General features: G+C 39.8%; 22 protein-coding genes and 1 tRNA gene. 12 read left to right on the top strand and 11 right to left on the bottom strand.

From position 1 onward, the window contains the following. The first annotated feature begins 3 nt into the window (after positions 1-3). Entirely contained in the window at positions 4-825 is an 822-nt protein-coding gene (locus PP182_RS03620; RefSeq protein ID WP_272649957.1) for a ZIP family metal transporter, read from the top strand. 136 nt (positions 826-961) lie between these two features. Next, the gene (locus tag PP182_RS03615; RefSeq protein ID WP_272649956.1) at positions 962-1402 is read left to right on the top strand and encodes a hypothetical protein; all 441 of its coding nucleotides are present in this window, start codon (positions 962-964) and stop codon (positions 1400-1402) included. An 8-nt stretch (positions 1403-1410) separates the two neighbouring features. Here the strand turns inward: PP182_RS03615 and PP182_RS03610 are convergent, their stop codons facing one another. Next, complete coding sequence (locus PP182_RS03610; protein ID WP_272649955.1) at positions 1411-1809, bottom strand: hypothetical protein; 399 nt, start codon at positions 1807-1809, stop codon at positions 1411-1413. A 215-nt stretch (positions 1810-2024) separates the two neighbouring features. Between PP182_RS03610 and PP182_RS03605 the strand changes: the two genes are divergently transcribed. Next, positions 2025-2390, top strand: a complete 366-nt coding sequence (locus PP182_RS03605) for a nuclear transport factor 2 family protein (protein WP_272649954.1) — start codon at positions 2025-2027, stop codon at positions 2388-2390. Positions 2391-2484: 94 nt separating this feature from the next. Further along, positions 2485-2871 (top strand): DUF423 domain-containing protein, encoded by a 387-nt coding sequence (locus PP182_RS03600; RefSeq protein ID WP_272649953.1) that lies wholly within the window; start codon positions 2485-2487, stop codon positions 2869-2871. On the opposite strand, the gene PP182_RS03595 is transcribed toward PP182_RS03600, so the two are convergent. The 9 genes from PP182_RS03595 to PP182_RS03555 form a co-directional block, all read right to left on the bottom strand. Then, the gene (locus tag PP182_RS03595; protein ID WP_272649952.1) at positions 2868-3578 is read right to left on the bottom strand and encodes a hypothetical protein; all 711 of its coding nucleotides are present in this window, start codon (positions 3576-3578) and stop codon (positions 2868-2870) included. The genes PP182_RS03600 and PP182_RS03595 overlap by 4 nt on opposite strands. A gap of 23 nt (positions 3579-3601) precedes the next feature. After that, on the bottom strand, positions 3602-4354 hold the full coding sequence (locus PP182_RS03590; protein ID WP_272649951.1) for a DUF4097 family beta strand repeat-containing protein: 753 nt from the start codon (positions 4352-4354) through the stop codon (positions 3602-3604). Positions 4355-4398: 44 nt separating this feature from the next. Then, positions 4399-5193, bottom strand: a complete 795-nt coding sequence (locus PP182_RS03585) for a zf-HC2 domain-containing protein (RefSeq protein ID WP_272649950.1) — start codon at positions 5191-5193, stop codon at positions 4399-4401. Further along, on the bottom strand, positions 5190-5711 hold the full coding sequence (locus PP182_RS03580; protein ID WP_272649949.1) for an RNA polymerase sigma factor: 522 nt from the start codon (positions 5709-5711) through the stop codon (positions 5190-5192). The genes PP182_RS03585 and PP182_RS03580 overlap by 4 nt, the downstream gene beginning before the upstream one ends. A gap of 121 nt (positions 5712-5832) precedes the next feature. Then, the gene (locus PP182_RS03575) at positions 5833-7353 is read right to left on the bottom strand and encodes a carboxypeptidase-like regulatory domain-containing protein (protein WP_272649948.1); all 1521 of its coding nucleotides are present in this window, start codon (positions 7351-7353) and stop codon (positions 5833-5835) included. Positions 7354-7481: 128 nt separating this feature from the next. Next, entirely contained in the window at positions 7482-7631 is a 150-nt protein-coding gene (locus tag PP182_RS03570; RefSeq protein ID WP_272649947.1) for a hypothetical protein, read from the bottom strand. Next, positions 7632-9857 (bottom strand): ferrous iron transport protein B, encoded by a 2226-nt coding sequence (gene feoB / locus PP182_RS03565; protein WP_272649946.1) that lies wholly within the window; start codon positions 9855-9857, stop codon positions 7632-7634. Continuing rightward, positions 9854-10099 carry a FeoA family protein gene (locus PP182_RS03560; protein ID WP_272649945.1) on the bottom strand — a complete coding sequence of 82 codons (246 nt, stop codon included), beginning with the start codon at positions 10097-10099 and terminating at the stop codon, positions 9854-9856. Before PP182_RS03560 ends, feoB begins: the two co-directional genes overlap by 4 nt. 111 nt (positions 10100-10210) lie before the next feature. Further along, complete coding sequence (locus PP182_RS03555; RefSeq protein ID WP_272649944.1) at positions 10211-10879, bottom strand: SCO family protein; 669 nt, start codon at positions 10877-10879, stop codon at positions 10211-10213. A 162-nt stretch (positions 10880-11041) separates the two neighbouring features. On the opposite strand from PP182_RS03555, the gene rseP reads away from it, so the two are divergent. The 8 genes from rseP to PP182_RS03515 all read left to right on the top strand — a co-directional run bounded on the left by rseP (position 11042) and on the right by PP182_RS03515 (position 17499). Further along, a complete protein-coding gene (gene rseP / locus PP182_RS03550) occupies positions 11042-12394 on the top strand; it encodes an RIP metalloprotease RseP (protein ID WP_272649943.1) in 1353 nt (450 codons plus the stop codon). A gap of 80 nt (positions 12395-12474) precedes the next feature. Then, positions 12475-12548 (top strand) — tRNA-Asn (locus PP182_RS03545). A 581-nt stretch (positions 12549-13129) separates the two neighbouring features. Continuing rightward, on the top strand, positions 13130-13399 hold the full coding sequence (locus tag PP182_RS03540; RefSeq protein ID WP_099543202.1) for a helix-turn-helix domain-containing protein: 270 nt from the start codon (positions 13130-13132) through the stop codon (positions 13397-13399). 76 nt (positions 13400-13475) lie between these two features. Further along, the gene (locus PP182_RS03535) at positions 13476-14681 is read left to right on the top strand and encodes a primase-helicase family protein (RefSeq protein WP_272649942.1); all 1206 of its coding nucleotides are present in this window, start codon (positions 13476-13478) and stop codon (positions 14679-14681) included. Positions 14682-14889: 208 nt separating this feature from the next. Further along, positions 14890-15846 carry a toprim domain-containing protein gene (locus PP182_RS03530; RefSeq protein WP_272649941.1) on the top strand — a complete coding sequence of 319 codons (957 nt, stop codon included), beginning with the start codon at positions 14890-14892 and terminating at the stop codon, positions 15844-15846. Further along, positions 15843-16148, top strand: a complete 306-nt coding sequence (mbpA, locus tag PP182_RS03525; protein WP_272649940.1) for a mobilization protein MbpA — start codon at positions 15843-15845, stop codon at positions 16146-16148. Before PP182_RS03530 ends, mbpA begins: the two co-directional genes overlap by 4 nt. Next, the gene (locus tag PP182_RS03520) at positions 16145-17014 is read left to right on the top strand and encodes a relaxase/mobilization nuclease domain-containing protein (protein ID WP_272649939.1); all 870 of its coding nucleotides are present in this window, start codon (positions 16145-16147) and stop codon (positions 17012-17014) included. The genes mbpA and PP182_RS03520 overlap by 4 nt, the downstream gene beginning before the upstream one ends. 11 nt (positions 17015-17025) lie before the next feature. Continuing rightward, entirely contained in the window at positions 17026-17499 is a 474-nt protein-coding gene (locus PP182_RS03515) for a DUF6730 family protein (RefSeq protein WP_272649938.1), read from the top strand. Positions 17500-17742: 243 nt separating this feature from the next. On the opposite strand, the gene PP182_RS03510 is transcribed toward PP182_RS03515, so the two are convergent. Then, positions 17743-20001 (bottom strand): xanthine dehydrogenase family protein molybdopterin-binding subunit, encoded by a 2259-nt coding sequence (locus PP182_RS03510; protein WP_272649937.1) that lies wholly within the window; start codon positions 19999-20001, stop codon positions 17743-17745. Between the last annotated feature and the right edge of the window lie 2 nt (positions 20002-20003).

The raw sequence follows: 20003 nt of genomic DNA, 5'->3' as shown, positions 1-20003 counted from the left end.
GATATGGGTCAGGTAATAGATTATTTTGAATCGATAAATCCGATTTTAGCTGCATTTTATGCAACGCTATTCACATGGGGGTTAACGGCTTTGGGAGCTGGTTTGGTATTCTTTTTTAAAAACCCCAATAGGGCGGTGATGGATGCCATGCTGGGTTTCACGGGTGGTGTCATGGTAGCCGCAAGTTTTTGGAGCCTTTTGGCACCAGGTATAGAATTGAGCCCTGGTGAAGGGTTCGTTAAAGTAATTCCTGCGGCCGTAGGATTTCTTTTGGGTGCATTTTTTCTTTTTGGATTGGATAAGGTATTGCCCCATTTGCACATTAATTTTAAGGAAAGTGAGGCAGAGGGTGTCAAAACCCCTTGGCACAGAACAACTTTGCTAACACTTGCAATTACTTTGCACAATATTCCCGAAGGTCTTGCAGTAGGAGTCTTGTTTGGTGGAGTAGCTGCAGGTTTTGAAGGTGCTTCCATTGGAGGGGCCGTAGCCTTGGCACTGGGTATAGGGCTTCAAAATTTTCCTGAAGGATTCGCCGTTGCCATGCCATTAAGAAGACAGGGGCTTAGTCGAGGAAAAAGCTTTATGTATGGACAAGCTTCGGCATTGGTAGAGCCATTTGCCGCTGTTGTCGGGGCTTGGGCAGTAATAACTTTTCAACCCATCTTACCCTATGCGCTTGCATTTGCCGCTGGTGCCATGATTTTTGTTGTAGTTGAAGAAGTTATTCCCGAAACCCAACAGGATAAACATTCAGATGTTGCCGTAATGGGCTTCATAGCGGGATTTATAATTATGATGACTTTGGATGTAGGTTTAGGTTAAACCAATACTATATTGTTGAAAGATAGATATCCGAATAATTTTTCTAAAATTACCAAGTTATAGATATTGTATAGCGTTTTCTTCAGAGAAAAGAATTGTGAGGACTGCCTTTATAAAAAAAATGGAATAGATCGATATGGCTGCCAAAAAGAGACATTGGTTTTGGAATTTATTATTGGTATTGACTATAATTACCTGTCTCTCCGCATTGACCATGCATTACAAAAACTGGATTAAAACGGCTCCTGATAGTATTCGAATTGTATCAGGATTTTATGTGGAAACCGTACCATATTCCGAGTTGGACAGTGTTGTTTTCTTAGAAAGAATTCCACCTATGGAACGCTTGAATGGGTTTTCTGCCCTGGAAAAGGAAAAGGGAATATTTCGGGAGTTCCAGGACTCTTTAACCGATAAAAAAGCCTACGTTTTTGTGGACAACATATCGCAACCCAAGATAAAGCTCGTCTATATGGACTCCCTTAAATTATATCTTAACCTTAAAGATTCTGTGGAGACCGTTAATTTATTTCATGGCTTACAGGAAAAACTCAAGATGAGAATGACTCCCAACTAAAGTTTGTTTTATTTAAAAGTAGTTATAAGGATTACACCTTTACCTCCTTGTGTACCATAGCTCGATGCTTCCGAACCGGACAATATCCTTATCGATTTTACATTAAAACTGTCAACAAGGTCATTTACAGAATCAAACGAATTACCTATAACCTGCGAGTTTAGCACATATAAGGGTTCCTGACTACCTTCCGAACTAAATGAATTGGCAGCTTTATTAATTAGTGGTACACCATTTCTAACAATAACCCCACCTTTTTTTCGTATTCTGTCCAATAAGGAAATATCCGTTCGTTCTCTATCTATGGTTTCCGTTTTGGAACTATTTTCCATAGTATTTTTTGGAGTTCCACAATTGTATAAAAAAATGGAGATTACAATCAAAGTGATTAATGGGAGTTTTTTCATTTTATTTATTTCTCCCCTAAAGTTAACTATATCTCAGGATTTATGTTCTAAGCTTTTATAAAAGAATGTATAGAAGGAAAGGTGAAGTTTTTTAATAAATTCGTTATGAAACCATTTTTATTTGACTTAAGATAATCTACATATTAGGTTGTTTTAGTCTACAACAATTTATTTAGATTTTGTAATTTGAAGCAAACAACCTAAAATCTAAAAATATGGAAACCAGTGAAATTGCAGAAAAGCTCGTTAAGTGGTGTAAGGAAGGAGACTTTGAAAAACCCTATCAAGAATTGTACAGTCCCAACATCGTGAGTATTGAAAACGATGGAACCGCAGAGGGTGGACGTGTTGAAGGTTTTGAAGGCATACAAAAAAAAGGAGAGTGGTGGCAAGAGAATTTTGAAGTGCATGACACATCTGTATCCGAGCCTATAGTTGCGGATAATTGGTTTTCACTTCGTTTTGAAATGGATACCACGCACAAACCATCCGGGCAGAGATCTAAAACGTCTGAAATAGCCGTTTACCAAGTTAAGGATGGTAAAATCGTAAAAGAGCAATTTTTTTATGACGAAGCATAAATTGTACTAAGCTAGAAATATCATTTCATATGAGGCCTACTTTTTTGAAGGCCTCTTTTCTTTTGAATACTTATCTTACAACCAAATTTAAAATATGGTTCTCTTAGCTCAATTTATAGGTGCGCTATATGGTCTATTGGCTGTTGTTTTTGGAGCTTTTGGTGCACATATCCTTAAAAAATCTTTTACACCGGAACAATTGACAAGTTTTGAAACCGGGGTCAAATATCAAATGTATCATGCCTTGGTACTTTTAATGATTAGTTTTAATCTAAACCTTGAAACATCCACGGAGCGTTACATGGTCTATTGTTTTATACTGGGAATATTGCTCTTTTCCTTTAGTATATATGGTTTATGTATAGGCACATCAAAAGGGAAGAAGCTGAAATTTTTAGGTCCAGTTACTCCCCTTGGGGGCCTTCTATTAGTAGCAGGTTGGTGCTTGCTACTCTATAATCTGATTAAAAATTTGATCTAATACCTTAGATACATATTACCATTTATGGTATTCAACTTGAGTCGATTTTTGCCACTTGCCGTTATTCCTGAAATTTTAGAACCCACATGACGGTCAGCGTATTTAAATTTTAACTTTTCATCTGCGTAGATATCGCCATGGATGGTTTCGGCAACCAAACTGGCATCCATCATTTTAAGGTCTATTTCTCCATTTATCGTCGTTAGATTCAAGTCACCCGAATATTTTGCTATATCGATATTGCCATTGATTAAGTCTGCCGTAAAATTTCCTTCTATAATATCGGACTTCATATCCCCATTAATGCTGCTTATTTTAAATTTTGCGTTTTTTGGGATATAAATTACATAGTCGAACCTATATTCGTTTTCTTGTGAGAAATAGTATTTCTTTTTTCCATATTTCTTTTCATAATCCTCCCATACCTGCTTAAAGACTTTCTCGGAATTTGAGCTAATTTTTATTTCATCCGCATTTTTTTCAATATTGATTTTAAAGACGTCTTGGTATTTCGCTTCCTTCATGCTTATGTCCCCCTTAAAGTAAATGAATGACTTGTCCCATGTTTGTATTTTGATATCCGAAGCAAATTTTACAACGATTTCTATATACTGATTCTTGTAATCGATGTTTTCCTCAATTATTTTTTGGGCGGAAAGCGTAAGGCTGATCAAGCCCAACACCAAAGTGATGTGTAGTTTTTTCATGACTGTTCGTTTTATTGATTGTTCTATTTTTTTCTTAAATAAATGTTTCCATTGGTAGATTTAAGTCTTAAGTTGGTTCCACCTCCATTGATGGCTCCTTTAATATTCTTACTGGATATAGATTTGAGTCCATCTTTGTTAGGCGTTGCAATGTCAAAGTTGGAGTAAATATCTCCGTTCCAAGTGCTAAGTTCCAAGTCTGCTTTGGCTGAGGAAGGAATGGTGACATCAATTTCACCGTTCGTAGTACTAAGCACAATGGGAGCATTTTGATTTACGTCGTCGAATGATATTTTAATTCCATGATTTAGGGAATACGCCGTAACAGGACCAGAAAGGTTTTCCAAGACGAGCTCCCCGTTTAAATTGGAATTGGCTTCTACTTCTCCTGAGAATCCGGAAATGGTAATACGTCCTCCCCAAGAATTCGTGATGGAAACATTTTGTGATTTAGGTAAATAAATTGTGGCCTCTTGGTTTTTTCTAATGTTCTCTACTATCAGGTTGTTCCCTACTTGGGCCACGTTAAACCCAACATTGGTATTGTCTACGCCGGAAGCTCCAAGGAGTTTTAGTCCTGCCGCCTTTTCGGGCTTGGGATTGGGGTCGCTTATTTTGATCAACACTTCATTTTTGTCGTGCGTTGTAAGTGTGATGCTCGATTTTGTTTCAATTTTTACCCATTCGATTCCGTTTAAAGACTTACTAAATTCTGACTGTGCCTGCAATCCAAGGGATAGGGCAATTGTAAATAGGAATAAGGTGGTTTTTTTCATGATTTTTCGTTTTTTGATGCTTCGCCTACGCTCAGCACTTATGTTTACATAATTTGTGGTAATCCTTTTTTGATTTCTTCTTTAATAAAGGGTTGGGTTTCCTCCAACTCCAATAATTTTTTCATAGGTTCAGTAGCTTTCTTCTCTTGAACCCTTACCAAGTTTTTTATGATTGCAATTTGTACACTTGGGTTCTTTTCCTTTTCCAAGGCAGTTATAAAGGCCGATTTAACACGTTCTGAAACGGAAAAGTTAGACAGGGCTTCTACGGCTGCAATACGTACGTTGGTGTTTTCGTCGAATAACATTCTTTCCGTTAAGGCATTTAAAATTTCTACATCAGGCTCCCTAAAGGCCTCAATAAAGTTGACTCCTTGAATTCGTTTACTTGCGGATTGATTATCCATAAGGGAAAGCATGGCCATTTCCTTAGATTTTAATACCTCGTTTTCCAAAAGGGCATACTCCAATTCTGCTTGTTTTGATTCATAACCTTTACCCATCATGAAAGTGCCGACCAAAATGGCAAAACCAGCTGCAATTTTGGCTAATGAAATTAAGGTAAGTCCACTAGGTTTTTTGTTCATTGAAATAACCCTTCCCTGGTTTTTCTTTTCTTCTTCCAAAGCTTCCAGAAATTTAAGGCGGAGGTTCTGGGAAGGAACCTGTACCTCTTCTTGTTGAAAGGTTTCTGTTAGACTTTTGAACGAATCAAGAGCATCTCTACATTCCTTACAATCTTCCAAGTGCTTTTCTACCATTTCTATCTCTATGAGGTCTAATTCACCTGCTAGATATAATGGTAATAAAGAATCTATTTTTTCGTGTGATACCTTCATAATTCTTTAAAATAAATGGTCCTCAATTTTTTTAGTGCCCGACTGACTTTAGTTTTTACGGCCCCTGGTGTACTTCCCGTTATTTCCGCCAGTTCATTATATTTTAACTCCTGAAAACGATTCAGAACCAGTAATTCTCGATCAGAAGTGTTTAGTTTTGCCAGTGCCAATTGTAACTGCGAATATTCCTCGGAATTGTCCTCATTTTCGGCAATGAGATTAAACGAAACATTTTCAATATCGTCATGTGGTTTGTTTCTTTTAAAATGTGTTTTTAAACTGTTGCGGGCGATAGTGAACATCCAGGAAACGAAATTCCCATGATGATAGGAGTTTCTATACTTCATGATTTTATAAAAGACCTCTTGGGTCAAATCTTCACTCAACATTTTATCGCCGCACATTTTGTACAAAAAGTTAAAAACATGAACGTGATGCCTTTCAAAGAGAATCTTTAAAGTGTCCAATTGCCCGTTGGAAACGGATGTCATTAATTCTTCGTTGGTTAGTTCCTTCAAAAGGTATTTTTTAATTGATCCTTTACACTATATAGTCAGGAATTTACAAAAGGTTACAACGAGACATAAAAAAATCGCTTCTCAAGAAGCGATTTTTAGTTTTTCAAATAATATTATGGGATTATTCTTCTTCTTTCACTTCAGAAGTGAATTCCTTGATGGCCGTGTTGGGTTCCATAATACTATATCCTTGCCAAAATTCAGGATCATAATTGGGCATGTACTGCGGGAGTACATTCTTTTTTTCTGTAAAGGATTCGAACGCAGATTCAGATATGGGATTCGTTTCAAATACGACTACTTCATATTTGTTGCGACCGTTAAAAGCTGCATCTATTTTTAGATGAAGTTCATTTTGCTTCCTTCGTCCCTTTACGTTTTTATTTTTTTCAATGATTTTTACGGGCCTTTTGAAACCGACCCTATTTCCTTTGGTAATTTCGTAATAGCGAAGACTGTATTTACCGTCGCCATCCTTACCGAAGAGAATACTTCCCTTAGCCAAGTATTCGTTTAAGGAAATGCCAAGAAGTTTAAATTTCCTTAGAGGCTCTACATTTTCAAAATCCATTTTAACGAGTGCAAAATCATTGGCGTCTATATATAGTTTGCCTCTAAATTCTTCGGATCTTTTTGGTTTAAATTCAATGACATATAAGGCCTTGTCCCCAATAAAGGTGAATGCCTCCAGAGTAAGGTCATACCGTCTGGATTTCCAGAGTACATTATAATCCGAATCCTCAAAAATGGGAAGGTTGGTATATAAGTTGGCCAAAGTTCTTTTTTTATAGTTAGAAAAGAACTTTTTACGTTCCGTAGTTTCCTCGAGCTCTTTATTTAGGGATTTAACGTCATTGGAGTCCACTTCGGCTTCAAAAAGTTCATCTGCGTCCATCTTGGTTCCGAACAACCCAGATTTTACCTTAAAGTAGGAATCCGTTTTTACATTTTTCTTGACAATCTCATTAAATCGTTCTTCCAAGTTTTCTAGGTCCAGGCGACTGCTTTTATCATAGAGTTCCGAAGCTTTTATCAAGTCTAACTTCTGATCGTCTTCCTCTTCGTTTCCGTAAAGATCACCGAGGACTTCCGTATAATAGGTGTCATTTGTGGGTACGGACCTTAGTACACTATCTAAAAACTCCCTGTTCAACGCCGGTATTGTGGACTCCTTTATGCGATAATCAGATTTTTCGATATAGTTCGAATAGGACTCTCTTAAGAACAGTCTTTTTTTGGTGAAACCATAGTGATAATTTTTTTCGATGTTGTCCTCCACCAATTTCAGTATTTCCTCTGGTGTATAGTCCTTATTGGACACAATAACCTCTCTGAGTTCTATGGCTTTAGGGGCTAAAAGAATAGTTTTTCCTTTGAACTCCTTCAGGGGTTTGCCAATGGACTCATATCCGATACAGGAAATGAAAAGCGAGTCCATTTCCTGCACTCCTTCATCCATCAAAAAAGTAAATTTCCCCTCTTCATTCGTAATTACTCCCTTGTTGTTTAGTAAAACCGTGGCATAAGGAACAGGTTTTTGAGTAGTACTATCCAATACCGTGGAAGTTAAGGTTTGGGCCAAAAGAAAAGGAGTAAATAAAATATAAAGGCCCCAAATAAAAAAGGTTTTCGCTTTATTCATACGGTGATTCGACTAGAGTACAAACTAAAGTATCCCTATGTATAAAACCATATCCTTTTGGATATTATTGTGAAATTTTTATTGATTCCTTAACAAAGCAAAGGCCCAGTGTTGAGGTTTGAACTTCTTTAGTGGCAACCACAATCATCCTGGCCACAGGCTTTTGAATTATCCTTTCCACTCGAGAACAGTGTTTTGGGCAATAAAAATTTAAAAACTAGATAGCCTAAAGAAATCGCCACGGTCAAGTAAACCAATATGTGTTGTAGTATCTCCATTTATTTTAAGATTTGATAGGCAATCAAAGCAACAATATAAGCAAACAGACTCATAAATACCAATTGGAAAGTGGGCCATTTCCAAGAATTGGTCTCCCTTTTCACTACAGCTAATGTGCTCATGCATTGCATGGCAAAGGCATAAAATAACAATAATGAAATACCGGAAGCTAAATTGAACAAGGGTTCCTTGGTTACTGGGTTTACCTCTGCGGCCATTCTGTTTTTAATGGTTTCCTCTTCATCGTTGCCAACACTATAGATTGTTGCCAAAGTACCCACAAAAACCTCTCTTGCGGCAAAGGATGTTAATACAGCAATTCCGATTTTCCAATCATATCCCAAGGGTCGTACAATGGGTTCTATTGCTTTTCCCATATAGCCCATATAAGAATGTTCTAATTTATAACTAGCTATTTCTTGATTCAATGCCTTCTCTTCTAAATTGGAGTTCATTACCTGTACAGAATCCTTAAATTCAGGTGACATTCTGTCTATTTTTTCATTCTTCAATGAAGCTTGATACTGTGCTAAATTGTTTTCAATATAGGTTTTGCTGTTATCCGAAAAGCCATTTTCTTCTATACGGTTCGCTACGATCGACTCTGCATTTTTAAAATTGTCGGAGTATCCGTTAGAACCCAGAAACCAAAGAATAATGGAGATGGCCAAAATTATCTTACCTGCGCCAAAGACAAAACTTTTGGTTTTTTCCAGTACCGTATATCCCACATTTTTAAGTAGGGGTAGTTTGTAGTTTGGAAGTTCAATTACGAAGAAAGACCTACTTTTTATTTTCAATATTTTATTGAGTGCCATAGCGGATAAAATGGCCGCGGCAAACCCCAAAAGATATAAGAGCATTAAGGTTAGAGCCTTAAAACTCAATCCTAAAAAACTCCCTTCGGGAATGACTAAAGCAATAATAATGAGGTACACCGGCAACCGTGCGGAACATGTAGTAAATGGGGTTACCAAGATGGTAATCAACCGCTCTTTCCAGTTTTCAATGGTTCTTGTCGCCATTACAGCAGGAATGGCACAAGCCGTTCCAGATATTAATGGGACCACACTTTTTCCACTTAGCCCAAAGGGTCTCATGATTCTATCCATCAGAAATACCACCCTACTCATATACCCTGTTTCTTCCAAAAGGGCAATGAACAGAAATAGAAAAGCTATTTGGGGTATGAATATGACAATTCCACCAATACCAGCCAAAACACCCTCAGCAATAAGATTGGTAAATACACCAGGCGGTAAGGTTTCCTTCACCCATTCCGTAGCGGAGGCAAAGAATCCATCGATCATATCCATCGGATATTCGCTCCAACCATAAATGGCTTGAAAAATGGTTAATAGTATGATAAAGAAAATTAGATAGCCAAAGATTTTATGCGTCAGTACTTTGTCAAGGGTAGCCCTGAATCCTTTGGCGGCATTGATGTCTACCTTATACGTTTCTTTTAGGATGCCGTTGATAAACTGATACCTTAATATGGTTTCTTTTTGCTGTAATCTTTTTAATTCGGACTTTGACTTTGTGCTAAAGGAGGAGGCATCCTTAATCAAGTTTTTTTGGATGGGCATGAAATTGACATCCTGAGTTATGACCAACCATAGCTTATAAATATCCTCTTTTGGAAATGTTTTTTTGAGCTTTTCAAAATATTCCGGGGCGATAACGGTAGTATCTACATTTGGAACTTTTGATAAGTTTTTATAATCCGAAATAAGCTCTTTTAGCTTATCTATACCCGTACCTTTTCGCGTACTTACCAAGGCAATCTTGGCATCGAGTTTTTCCTCTAAAAGTTCGATATCGATGCTAATGCCCTTTCGGGTCATTCTATCGGCCATATTGATTACTAAGATGGCCGGGATTTTTAAATCCTTTATCTGTGTAAAAAGAAGGAGATTTCTTTTAAGGTTCTCTACATCAGATACGACTAAGGCAACATCGGGGTGGTCCCTGTCATTTTTATTGAGCAAAAGTTCCACTGCAACACTCTCGTCAAGGGAAGTTGTGTTTAAGCTGTAAGTTCCAGGAAGGTCAATGATATGCGCTCTAACACCTCTAGGAAGCTTACAAATTCCTTCTTTTTTTTCAACGGTTATACCTGGATAATTACCAACTTTTTGATTAAGACCGGTAAGTTGGTTGAAGACCGAAGTTTTACCTGTATTTGGATTTCCAATAAGGGCTACATTGATTTGTTTGCTCATAACGCAACATCATCTTCAATAATTTCCAAGGCAATTTGTTCGGCGATAATTCGCCTTATAGCAATGTGGGAACCATTTACATTGATATATATAGGATCCTTTAAAGGGGCAACTTGTACAAGTTCTATTTCGTTGCCAGGAAGACAGCCCAATTCTAGTAGTTTAATGGGAAGTAAATCCTCGGTAAACTCCTTGATAATTCCTTTCTGACCTCTCTTTAAACGTGCGACTGTTGTCTCCAATTCTTATTTAGATTCAATATAATTAAGCAAAAGTAACCCAAATTTTATCAAAACCAAGGATTATCGAACATATATCTGTTGTAGCGAGTTTAAGGATTCATTTTATACCCTTTATTCGGTATAGCTCGATTTGAGTATCTCTAGGTCTTCCAATAATTGTTGAACATCTTCCTTATTGGTTCCATCATAGAACCCGCGTATTCTCTTTTTTTTATCGACCAAAATAAAGTTTTCTGTATGAATCATATCGAAAGGACCTCCATCACCATCGGTTTTTACAGCTAAGTAAGATTTTCTGGCCAATTCATAGATTTGCTTTTTATCTCCAGTGACCAAGTTCCATTTAGAGTCATCAACCCCTTTTTCTAGAGCGTATTTTTTAAGCTGGGCCACAGAATCAATTTGTGGAGTAACGGAATGGGATAACAGCATAACATCATCTCCAATTTTGTCTTGTATTGAGGCCATATTCTTGGTCATGATAGGACAAATCGTAGGGCAAGTGGTAAAGAAAAAATCGGCAATATAAATCTTATCCTTATAATCTTCCTGTGTTATTGTGTCTCCATTTTGGTTGACCAAAGCGAAATCTTCAATGGTATGGTATTTACGTACATGTTGTATTTCCTCGGCCACCAATTCGGTGTTTACCATAGCTGGTGTGTAAATAGGTAGAATTTGTTTTGGCTGTAGGGCGTTATAGAATAAATAGATGATAACAGCTGAAATCCCCAACATTACCAGTCCAAAAATTTTAAACTTTCCAAAGAAAGAGCGCATGCCAATTTTTTTGTAAAGGTACGTTAGCGCATGGATCGATTCAAATAATATGACGTCGAGGAAGCCAAAATATTCTTAAAAATAGAAGGAGGCTAACGACTTTCTTTTTTTAAGACCTTGTAAAAATGTACTTTTGTCCGATTTAATTTTTAGAAGACGCTAATGAGCCCCATAGTTATAAAGACTATTCAATTTTTCTTAAGCCTTTCCTTACTGATTGTGCTTCATGAACTTGGTCATTTTATACCCGCAAAATTATTTAAGACACGCGTAGAGAAATTCTATTTATTCTTTGATGTAAAATTTTCCCTTTTTAAAAAGAAAATTGGTGAAACGGTATATGGAATAGGTTGGCTTCCTTTAGGGGGTTATGTTAAAATTGCCGGTATGATCGACGAAAGTATGGATACCGAAGCCATGAAAGAAGAACCTAAACCTTGGGAATTTAGAAGTAAGCCCGCCTGGCAACGATTAATAATCATGTTAGGTGGCGTTACGGTCAATTTTATTTTGGCCGTTATTATTTATATAGGTATGGCCTTTTCCTATGGGGAAGAATATATTCCTGCAGATAGTCTTAAAGACGGTTTCCTTGTAACTCAAAAAGCTATTGGAGATGAATTAGGGATACAAACTGGAGATTTGATTGTTGCCGTGGATGGTGAAAAGGTGGAAAAATTTGGAGCCCTTCCCCTGGAGATCATTAATGGAAATACGATAACCATTAAACGAGATGGGAGAACCTTTGACCAAGAAATCCCCGTGGATTTCATTGCCACATTGTTGGAAGATGAGGACAAGGCTCGCTTCTTAAGTTTAAGAACACCTTTTGTTATTCGTGAAGTACCGGAAGATTCACCTAACAAAAGCCTAGGGTTGCAGGAAAAAGACGCCATTGTAGCTATTAATGGGATAACGGTACAGTATCAAGATGAGGTAGTTCCCATTTTAGAAAAAAGCAAAGGGAGTAAAGTTCAGTTGACTGTAAACAGAAACGGAAAAAATATTCCCATGGAAGCCCAAGTTTCTGATGAAGGGAAATTGGGTGTAATCGTTGGATTTAAAACTTTTGAGGACTACTCGGAAAAGGGATATTTTGATATTGAGAAAGTGAAGTATTCCTTTTTGGAATCGATTCCAGCTGGAATTGATAAAGGTGTAAGTACACTAGGCGGATACGTAAAACAGATGAAGAAGATTTTTAATCCTTCTACTGGAGCCTACAAGGGTGTAGGAGGATTTGCGGCTATTGGAGGTCTTTTTCCCGATGGTTGGGATTGGCCTGCATTTTGGAGCGCTACAGCCTTTATTTCCATCATACTTGCCTTTATGAATATTCTTCCAATTCCAGCATTGGATGGAGGGCATGTGATGTTCCTTTTATATGAAATGATTACGGGAAGGAAACCAAGTGACAAGTTTTTGGAATATGCCCAAATGACTGGATTCTTCCTTTTAATAGCGCTATTGTTGTTTGCAAACGGAAACGATTTGTATAAATGGTTATTTAAATAGAAAAACCGCTTTTTTTTGTTTGGCAAATTTTAAAAAACAATTATATTTGCAGCCGCTTTAAAGGATAAAGTACGGTATTTTCCTCCTTAGCTCAGTTGGTTAGAGCATCTGACTGTTAATCAGAGGGTCCTTGGTTCGAGCCCAAGAGGAGGAGCTAGCAATAGCAAGGCTTCAGAGAGTTTTCACTCCTGGAGCCTTTTTTATTTGCACATAATTTGCACATAATCCATTTTAATTCTTGTATAGTTTTAATTGGTACTATTTGGATGTATTTGAAACCAAATCAGTAGGAGATACGGATTTCTCATCAAAATTTAAATGCTTTACGATTTTTCATTGCACTGTAAAGCTTTCGATTTTCAAAACTTCTGGAAGATAATTCCTGCCGATTATAGGATTTTGAAGCTCTAGAATAAACTGGTTTGAATCTTTTCAAATAAGGCCCTATTTTCTTAATCCTCAATTTCAATTGTTGATAACTCCAAAATCCCTCCGTTTTAAGAAAAGCGCAAATGGTACCATTTGTATCGTTTTGAAACCAACTTTTATTCACTAAATGATATTTGGTTTCATTTATACCGATTTGGTACAAGTCATTGTTTGTCAAATAGTTGTGGATAAAATAAAACGGTCGACCTTACCTTTACACCTCCTTCTTTTTACCTTTATACCAGGAATTCTTTAAAAGAAAACAAAAGCGCTTTTGTTCATTTCGCAACCCAAAAAAGAAACAAAATGGACAATTTTTTAATACTCGAACGGCTCGACCGTTTGGAAAGACTGTTGATGGCCAATAAAGAGGTACTGACCTTTGAGGAAACCTGTGACTATACGGGAATATCCAGAAGCTATCTGTACAAACTTACCGCCGCGGGGCATATCCCGCACTCCAAACCCAACGGGAAACTGATATTTTTCGAAAGGAAGAAAATCGTCGATTGGCTGCTCCAGAACGAACGCAGACCCGTTCCCGAAACCGGAACTATAGCGGAACCTCTTCGTTAGGCATTACCGATTGTCAATTTTATGTCGATTCACAGCATGCCTTTGGAATCACCTTTGGCTTCTAAAACCTTATCATATGAAATCAATTCCTTATTTAAGGGTGGGCACTTCGTACTACAAATTGGTACAGGCACCAACTATCGCCGGACATTTCAACGAGATCTTGGTCCATTGGAACATCGAGACCATCCGTCAGGACCATGGGAAGGATTATTTGAGCAAGGTGCCCAAGTACGATGGCTTTACCTGTATCCCGAGCCATATCGATTTCAAGCAGGAATACAAAGGGTTCTACAATACCTATTCCCCGTTACCGGCAATACCCAAAGAAGGGGAATACCATACCTCATTGGGATTCGTCGAACACATATTCGGGAAGCACTATGAACTGGGATTGGACTACCTGCAATTACTGTATACAAAACCGGTACAGGTACTGCCCATTCTCTGCCTGGTCTCCAAGGAACGTTCCACGGGCAAGAGCACTTTTTTAAAGTGGTTGAAGGCCATCTTCGAAAACAACCTGACCTATCTGACCAATGACAGTTTCAGCAGCCAGTTCAATGCGGATTGGGCCAACAAGCTTCTCATCTGTATCGACGAGGTACTGTTCAACAAGGAAGAGCTTACCGAGCGCATCAAGTACCTGAGCACGACCAATATCAACAAATTGGAGGCCAAGGGAAAGGACAAGCGGGAAGTGGAGTTCTTCGGTAAGTTCGTCCTTTGTAGCAACAACGAGGACAATTTTATCAAGATAGACGGGAACGAGACCCGGTTTTGGGTACTGAAGATACCAGTGCTCAAAAAAGAGAAAACGGATTTCCTCCAACAACTCGTATCCGAAATACCGGCTTTCCTGTACTATCTGCAAAAACGACGATTATCGTCCGAGCATACCACTAGAATGTGGTTTACCCCAAAACAGATTAGAACAGCTGCGTTAAAAAAGTTGGTGCAGAACAACCGTAATAGGGTTGAAAAGGAACTTGCTACGATTCTTCTTGGTGCCATGGAACAGTTCGATACCGATGAAATACACCTTTGCCCCTTGGATGCATTGCAGTTGTTGAACCGGACAAGGATAAAGACCGATCTGACCCAGCTCAGAAGGTTGCTGAAAAGGGATTGGAAATTGAAAAACAAGGACAATTCCCTAAGCTATCAAAAACCGGTCATCTGGCAGGACGCCTCCATGCAGCTAGTGGACGCCAAGGGTCGCTACTTTACCGTGGAAAAATCCTTTTTGCTTGAAAATTTCGATGAATCGATGACGGATTGAGCTGTTCCCAATGGCTATCGGTGTCGAGGCCGTCATCATTATATCATCATTTGTTCATCAAAAAATAAAACGATGACAGAAAAAAATGGAAAAAACATGAAAACGATGAATCGATGAAGAAAACGATGCCAAGGAAACCATTGCAAATACTGGCTTCCCGATAGTTTTTCATCAAAAAATCAAAAATTTGCCCAAAACCATTCGGCTTATGAAAAAAGAAAGAACAAACAAGTTAACATGTGAAAGAGCCCGAGCTTTTCCCATCGAAAAAGCGCTGGCAAAACTCGGGCACTTACCGACCAGATCGACCGAAAAAGAAGCTTGGTTCCTGAGTCCGTTCCGGCCGGAGACCCAAGCCTCTTTCAAGGTGTCCAAGAAACTGAACAGATGGTACGACCATGGGGCGGGCATAGGTGGCAATGTAATCGACCTGATATGCCAAATCGACGGATCTTCCGTCAGAGAGGCCTTAAGGTTCTTGGAACAGGGCCAGACCTCTTTTTCTTTTCAGCAGCGGCCTCCTGTTGGAATCCAGAAGGATACAGGGCTAGAAATTCTCCATGCACGTCCTATTCGGCATTATGGACTAATTAAATATTTGTCGGAAAGAAAAATTTCCATTTCTACGGCATCGACCATTTGTAGGGAGGTCCATCATCTTCATAAGGGACGACGATACTTCGCCATAGGATTGAAGAACGATTCCGGTGGATGGGAACTGCGGAACAAATACTATAAGAATTCCAGCTCGCCCAAGGATATTACCCACATCAAAAATGGAAACCGAAAACTCATCGTTACAGAAGGCATGTTCGACCTATTATCCATTTTAGAGGGTACTGAAGAATCAAATTTGGTATATGATTTTCTGGTCCTGAACTCCACGGCATTGGTCAAAAAAGCGATTAAGCTAATGGATCCTTACGACCGAATCGACCTTTATCTGGACAATGATACGACCGGTAAAGCAACGACCCAAAACTTGATGGCCCGTTCCAATAACTGTTTGGACAAATCAAGTTTATACGAGGGGTATAAGGACATGAACGAATGGTTGATTTTTAAGGCTAAAAATGGATTTGGTCAGGAAGCGCAAGATGTGTTTTTGTTGCCACAAAAACGATCTTGCTTTGCTCCCGGCGGTCGCAAAGTAAAAAAGAAATGAAAAGGACCTATATCAAGTTCCGGTGCTCCGTCTACGAGAAGAAACTGCTCAAGAAAAGGGCGGAAAGGGCCGGTATTTCCCTCTCCGAATATTGCCGCAGTTCGACTTTTGGAAATTCGGTCATCGAACGTTTGACCGAGGAACAATTGGCCCACTATAGAATGCTGGTGAAGTACAAGGGGAATTTTACACGCATCGGTAATATGTTCAGGAAGCACAATCCGAAACTGGCCAACGAGGTCGAGACCTTGGCAGCGGAAATAAGAAAACACCTCTATAACTTCAAAAGAACAAAGAAATGATAGGAAAAGGGACATCCATAGCACACACTGGGACAAGTATCGATTACGGTTGGAACCAGGAGAAGGGTGCCGAGGTAGTCTTCAGTCAACACCTGGCAGGGGAAAACCCCAAAGAGATCACCGAAGAGTTCAGGCTGGTCCAGGAGGAGAACACGCGTTGCCAAAAGAACACCCTGAGCTTTGTCCTCAGCCCGACCCGGGAGGATGGCAGGAACTTGACCAAGGCACAACTAAGGGAAATGACCCAACGGTTCATAAAAGAAATGCAGCTGAAGGAACGGCAGGCCATCGCCTTCGTACACAGGGACAAGGCACATACCCACGTGCATCTGTACGTGAACCGTATCGGTTTCGATGGCAAGACCTATAACGACAGCTTTATCGGGAAGCGCAGCCAACTGGCGGCGGAGAGCGTGGCCAAGGAAATGGGGCTGACGACGGTCAAGGAGGTACAACTGGAAAAGGAACTGGATTCCATAAAGGTCCGGCTGGAAATAAAGGACATCCATCATAAAGTAATGGAAAGCGATAGACCAAGAACATTGGACTCCTACATCAAGGTCATGCAAGAAAGGAACGTGGAAGTCATCCCGACAATAAACCGGGCCAATAAGTTACAGGGATTCCGGTTCCAATATGAAGGCCATAATTTCAAGGCCAGCGAGGTACACCGTTCCATGTCCGGGGGAAGGATAATGGCACAACTATCCCGGAACAAAGGGATCGCCAAACCAAAAGAAATCGGAAAATCGGTCCAACTACTAGGGAAAACGGTGGAACTGGGTACCAACCTCGCTACGGGCATCGCCAAGAACATCATCAAGAAAACCATAAAAAAGGCCATCGACACGGGAATTGGAATTTAAAACCGAGAATTATGGGATATAAAAAACTGGACGAGATAATGGAACTGCTCACCGACGAGCTGGACGGGTTCAACAAGTCCATCGTTAGATTGGAACAGCTGACCCAAAATATGGACAACATCAAAGTAATGCCCGATACTTCGGAAATCGAACGATTGCTCCGGGAACATTTGAATTCCGAGAAGACCAAAACCGAAAGACTACAGAAATCTGTTCAGGATATCGGGAATAAGATTTCAAAAGCAAGATTGGTTCCAAAGATACAGTTGTGGATTCATTACTCGATTTGGTTCATATCCTTGGTTGTCATAGGTTATCTGGCTTTCAAATCATCTCGAATTGACAAAATCCAGGAAAAGGCCTTTGCGAAGGGAGAGCAAGAAGTAATTTCCCATTTAAAAGGATATTTCGACCTATATCCTCAGCACTACGAATCGTACCGTAAATGGTTAAGGGAAAAAGATAGTGTTCCAGACCAGGAGTAGGTTGCGCCCTATGGAATTTTTACTTGACGCTTATCTGCCGGAACACTACAAAAATTCCACAGGATCCAAGCGCAAAGTTTTGGGGTAAGTATTTGGGACGAAATGTGCAAAAAGGTCAGTTTTTGATTGTCCCAAAAAAAGTTCAATTCTTAAGACCATCTTTCAAAAAATGAATCCGGCAATAAATGAACGTTTGTATATAGCTGTTTATTAAAGGCCAACCGTTAAGTTAGGTATAATCGGTTATCCTACTATTTGATTTCCAGTAACAAAAGGTTGTTCATAATGCCGTTGGCCCGTTGCTTTGTACAAAGCATTGGCCACCGCTCCAAAAACAGGGGGAAACGGAGGTTCTCCCATACCCGTTGGGTCGATTTCATTCTGCACAAAATGTACGTCGATTTCTTTCGGCGCGTCGTTCATGCGAATCATTTGATATTGGTGGAAATTGTTTTTCTGTGGCACCCCATCCTGAAAGGTCAATTCCCCATAAAAGGCGTTACCAATACCATCGGTAATGGCTCCCTCGGCCATGTTTGTTGCTGCATCAGGATTTACCACCACTCCACAATCAATGGCACAAACTACTTTTTCAACTACGGGTTTACCGTTTTCCATCTTTAAATCCAGTACATGCGCCGCATAGGAGTTATGGCAAAAATAGGCCGATACTCCTCGATGTTTTGTTGTATCATTTTCTTTCCAAGCCGATTTTTCACGAACCAATTCCAGGACTCCGGCGTACCTATCAGCATCATAATCATTCCGTTCGCCTACAGGATTTTCCTTGGCGCGTTTTAGCAGGTCCAAGCGAAATTGAATGGCGTCCTTGCCCATGGTTTCAGCAACTTCATCCAAGAACGCTTGTTCGGCACCGGCCATAAAATTAGATCGTGGAGCTCTAAAGGCACCTATGGAAATGTTGGAATCAATGGTCCACTCTTCTGCCATATAATTATCAATGGCCCCTGCCGGAAAACGATTGGCGAACAATGGACTCTCCGGCACCCCGCCTGCTTTAACATGTAATGCCGTTAAATTTTTGTTTTCATCAAATGCCGCGCGATAGGTTGCGTGATAGGTTGGGCGATAAATACCATTGGTCATATCGTCTTCACGGCTATATACTAACTTGATAGGTGCATTGACTTTTTGTGAAATCAGGGCCGCTTCCACTACAAAGTGGGCATAGGCCTTGCGTCCAAAACCACCGCCCATTCTTGGAAGGTCCATCTCAATATTCTCTTTCGGTATTCCCAGACTACTAGCAATGGTAGGGATGATCAAAGACGGAATCTGTATTGGTGCTGCAATTTTCGCCTTTTCGCCTGCTACATGGGCAAAAGCATTCAAGGGCTCCATGTTATTATGAGCAAGAAAAGGCGCCGAGTAACTTCTTTCCAAAATTGTTGTTGCATTTTTGAAGGCTACTTCTGGATTTCCATCTTTTCGGACAACTTTTCCCGGTTTTGCAGCAAGTGCTTCCATTTGTGATTTATGGGTCGTGGTAGATTCCAGTCCTGCGGGTATGTTAATCGTTTGTTTTCCACCAAACCCAGCGATTGTTTCCGAATAGGCGGTAATGGGTTGCCATTCAACTTTTAATTTCTTTTTAGCTTGCATCACCTCCCAAGTTGAGTTGCCCACTATCGCAACCAATTCAGGAAATGCGTTGGTGTCGAAACCGCCTTTTTCATATCCGTCCTTAAAACTCTTGATCGTAACCACATCCTTGATTCCAGGCATGGCTTTGGCCGCTTCACCATCCACTGATTTTAAGGTCAAACCAAAAGCTGGTGGATGTTCGATCATGGCGATCAACATTCCTTCCTCTTGAATATCCATGCCAAATAGAGGCCTACCGGTTACAATGCTTTTTGCATCTACATTTTTTTGCGAACGGCTGACCAGTTTAAAATCCTTTACCTCTTTTAGTTGTACTTCTTCGGGTACGGTAAGTGTTGCTGCAACTGAAGCCATTTCTCCGTAACCGGCCGATTTTTTGGTGGCTGCATGTTGTAATACTCCTGCTTCTGCGGTAATCTCTTCCTTGGGTACCTGCCAGGTTTCTGCCGCCGCCGCTATCAACATCTGCCTTGCGGTTGCTCCGGCCATTCTAAGCGGCTCCCATCGGGCACTTATTCCCCTACTGCCCCCCGTAAATTGAAATCCATATTTGTCTGCATGATAGGGCGCCTGTTCAACCAGTACATTTTTCCAATCTACATCCAACTCTTCTGCTACCAACATGGGCATAGATGTTCTTATATTCTGACCGAATTCCGGATTGGGCGTATAAATGGTTACAACCCCGTTATCACCGATTTTCAAATACGAATTCATCTCGAACCATTCTTTGGGCATTTCCCTGACAGCCATCTCTTTTGCCTGCTCAGATTTGCAGGAGTTTAAAATACTAAAGCCAAGTACCAAACCTCCACTTGCCAAACTTGTATTCTTGATAAAGGCCCTACGTCCCATATGCGTCTTTAGCTTTGTCATCT

It is taken from the genome of Maribacter sp. PR1, from assembly GCF_028464145.1.
Classification (GTDB): domain Bacteria; phylum Bacteroidota; class Bacteroidia; order Flavobacteriales; family Flavobacteriaceae; genus Maribacter.
The sequence above is the reverse complement of the archived record's forward strand: the minus strand, read 5'-3'. Positions and strand labels throughout refer to the sequence as shown.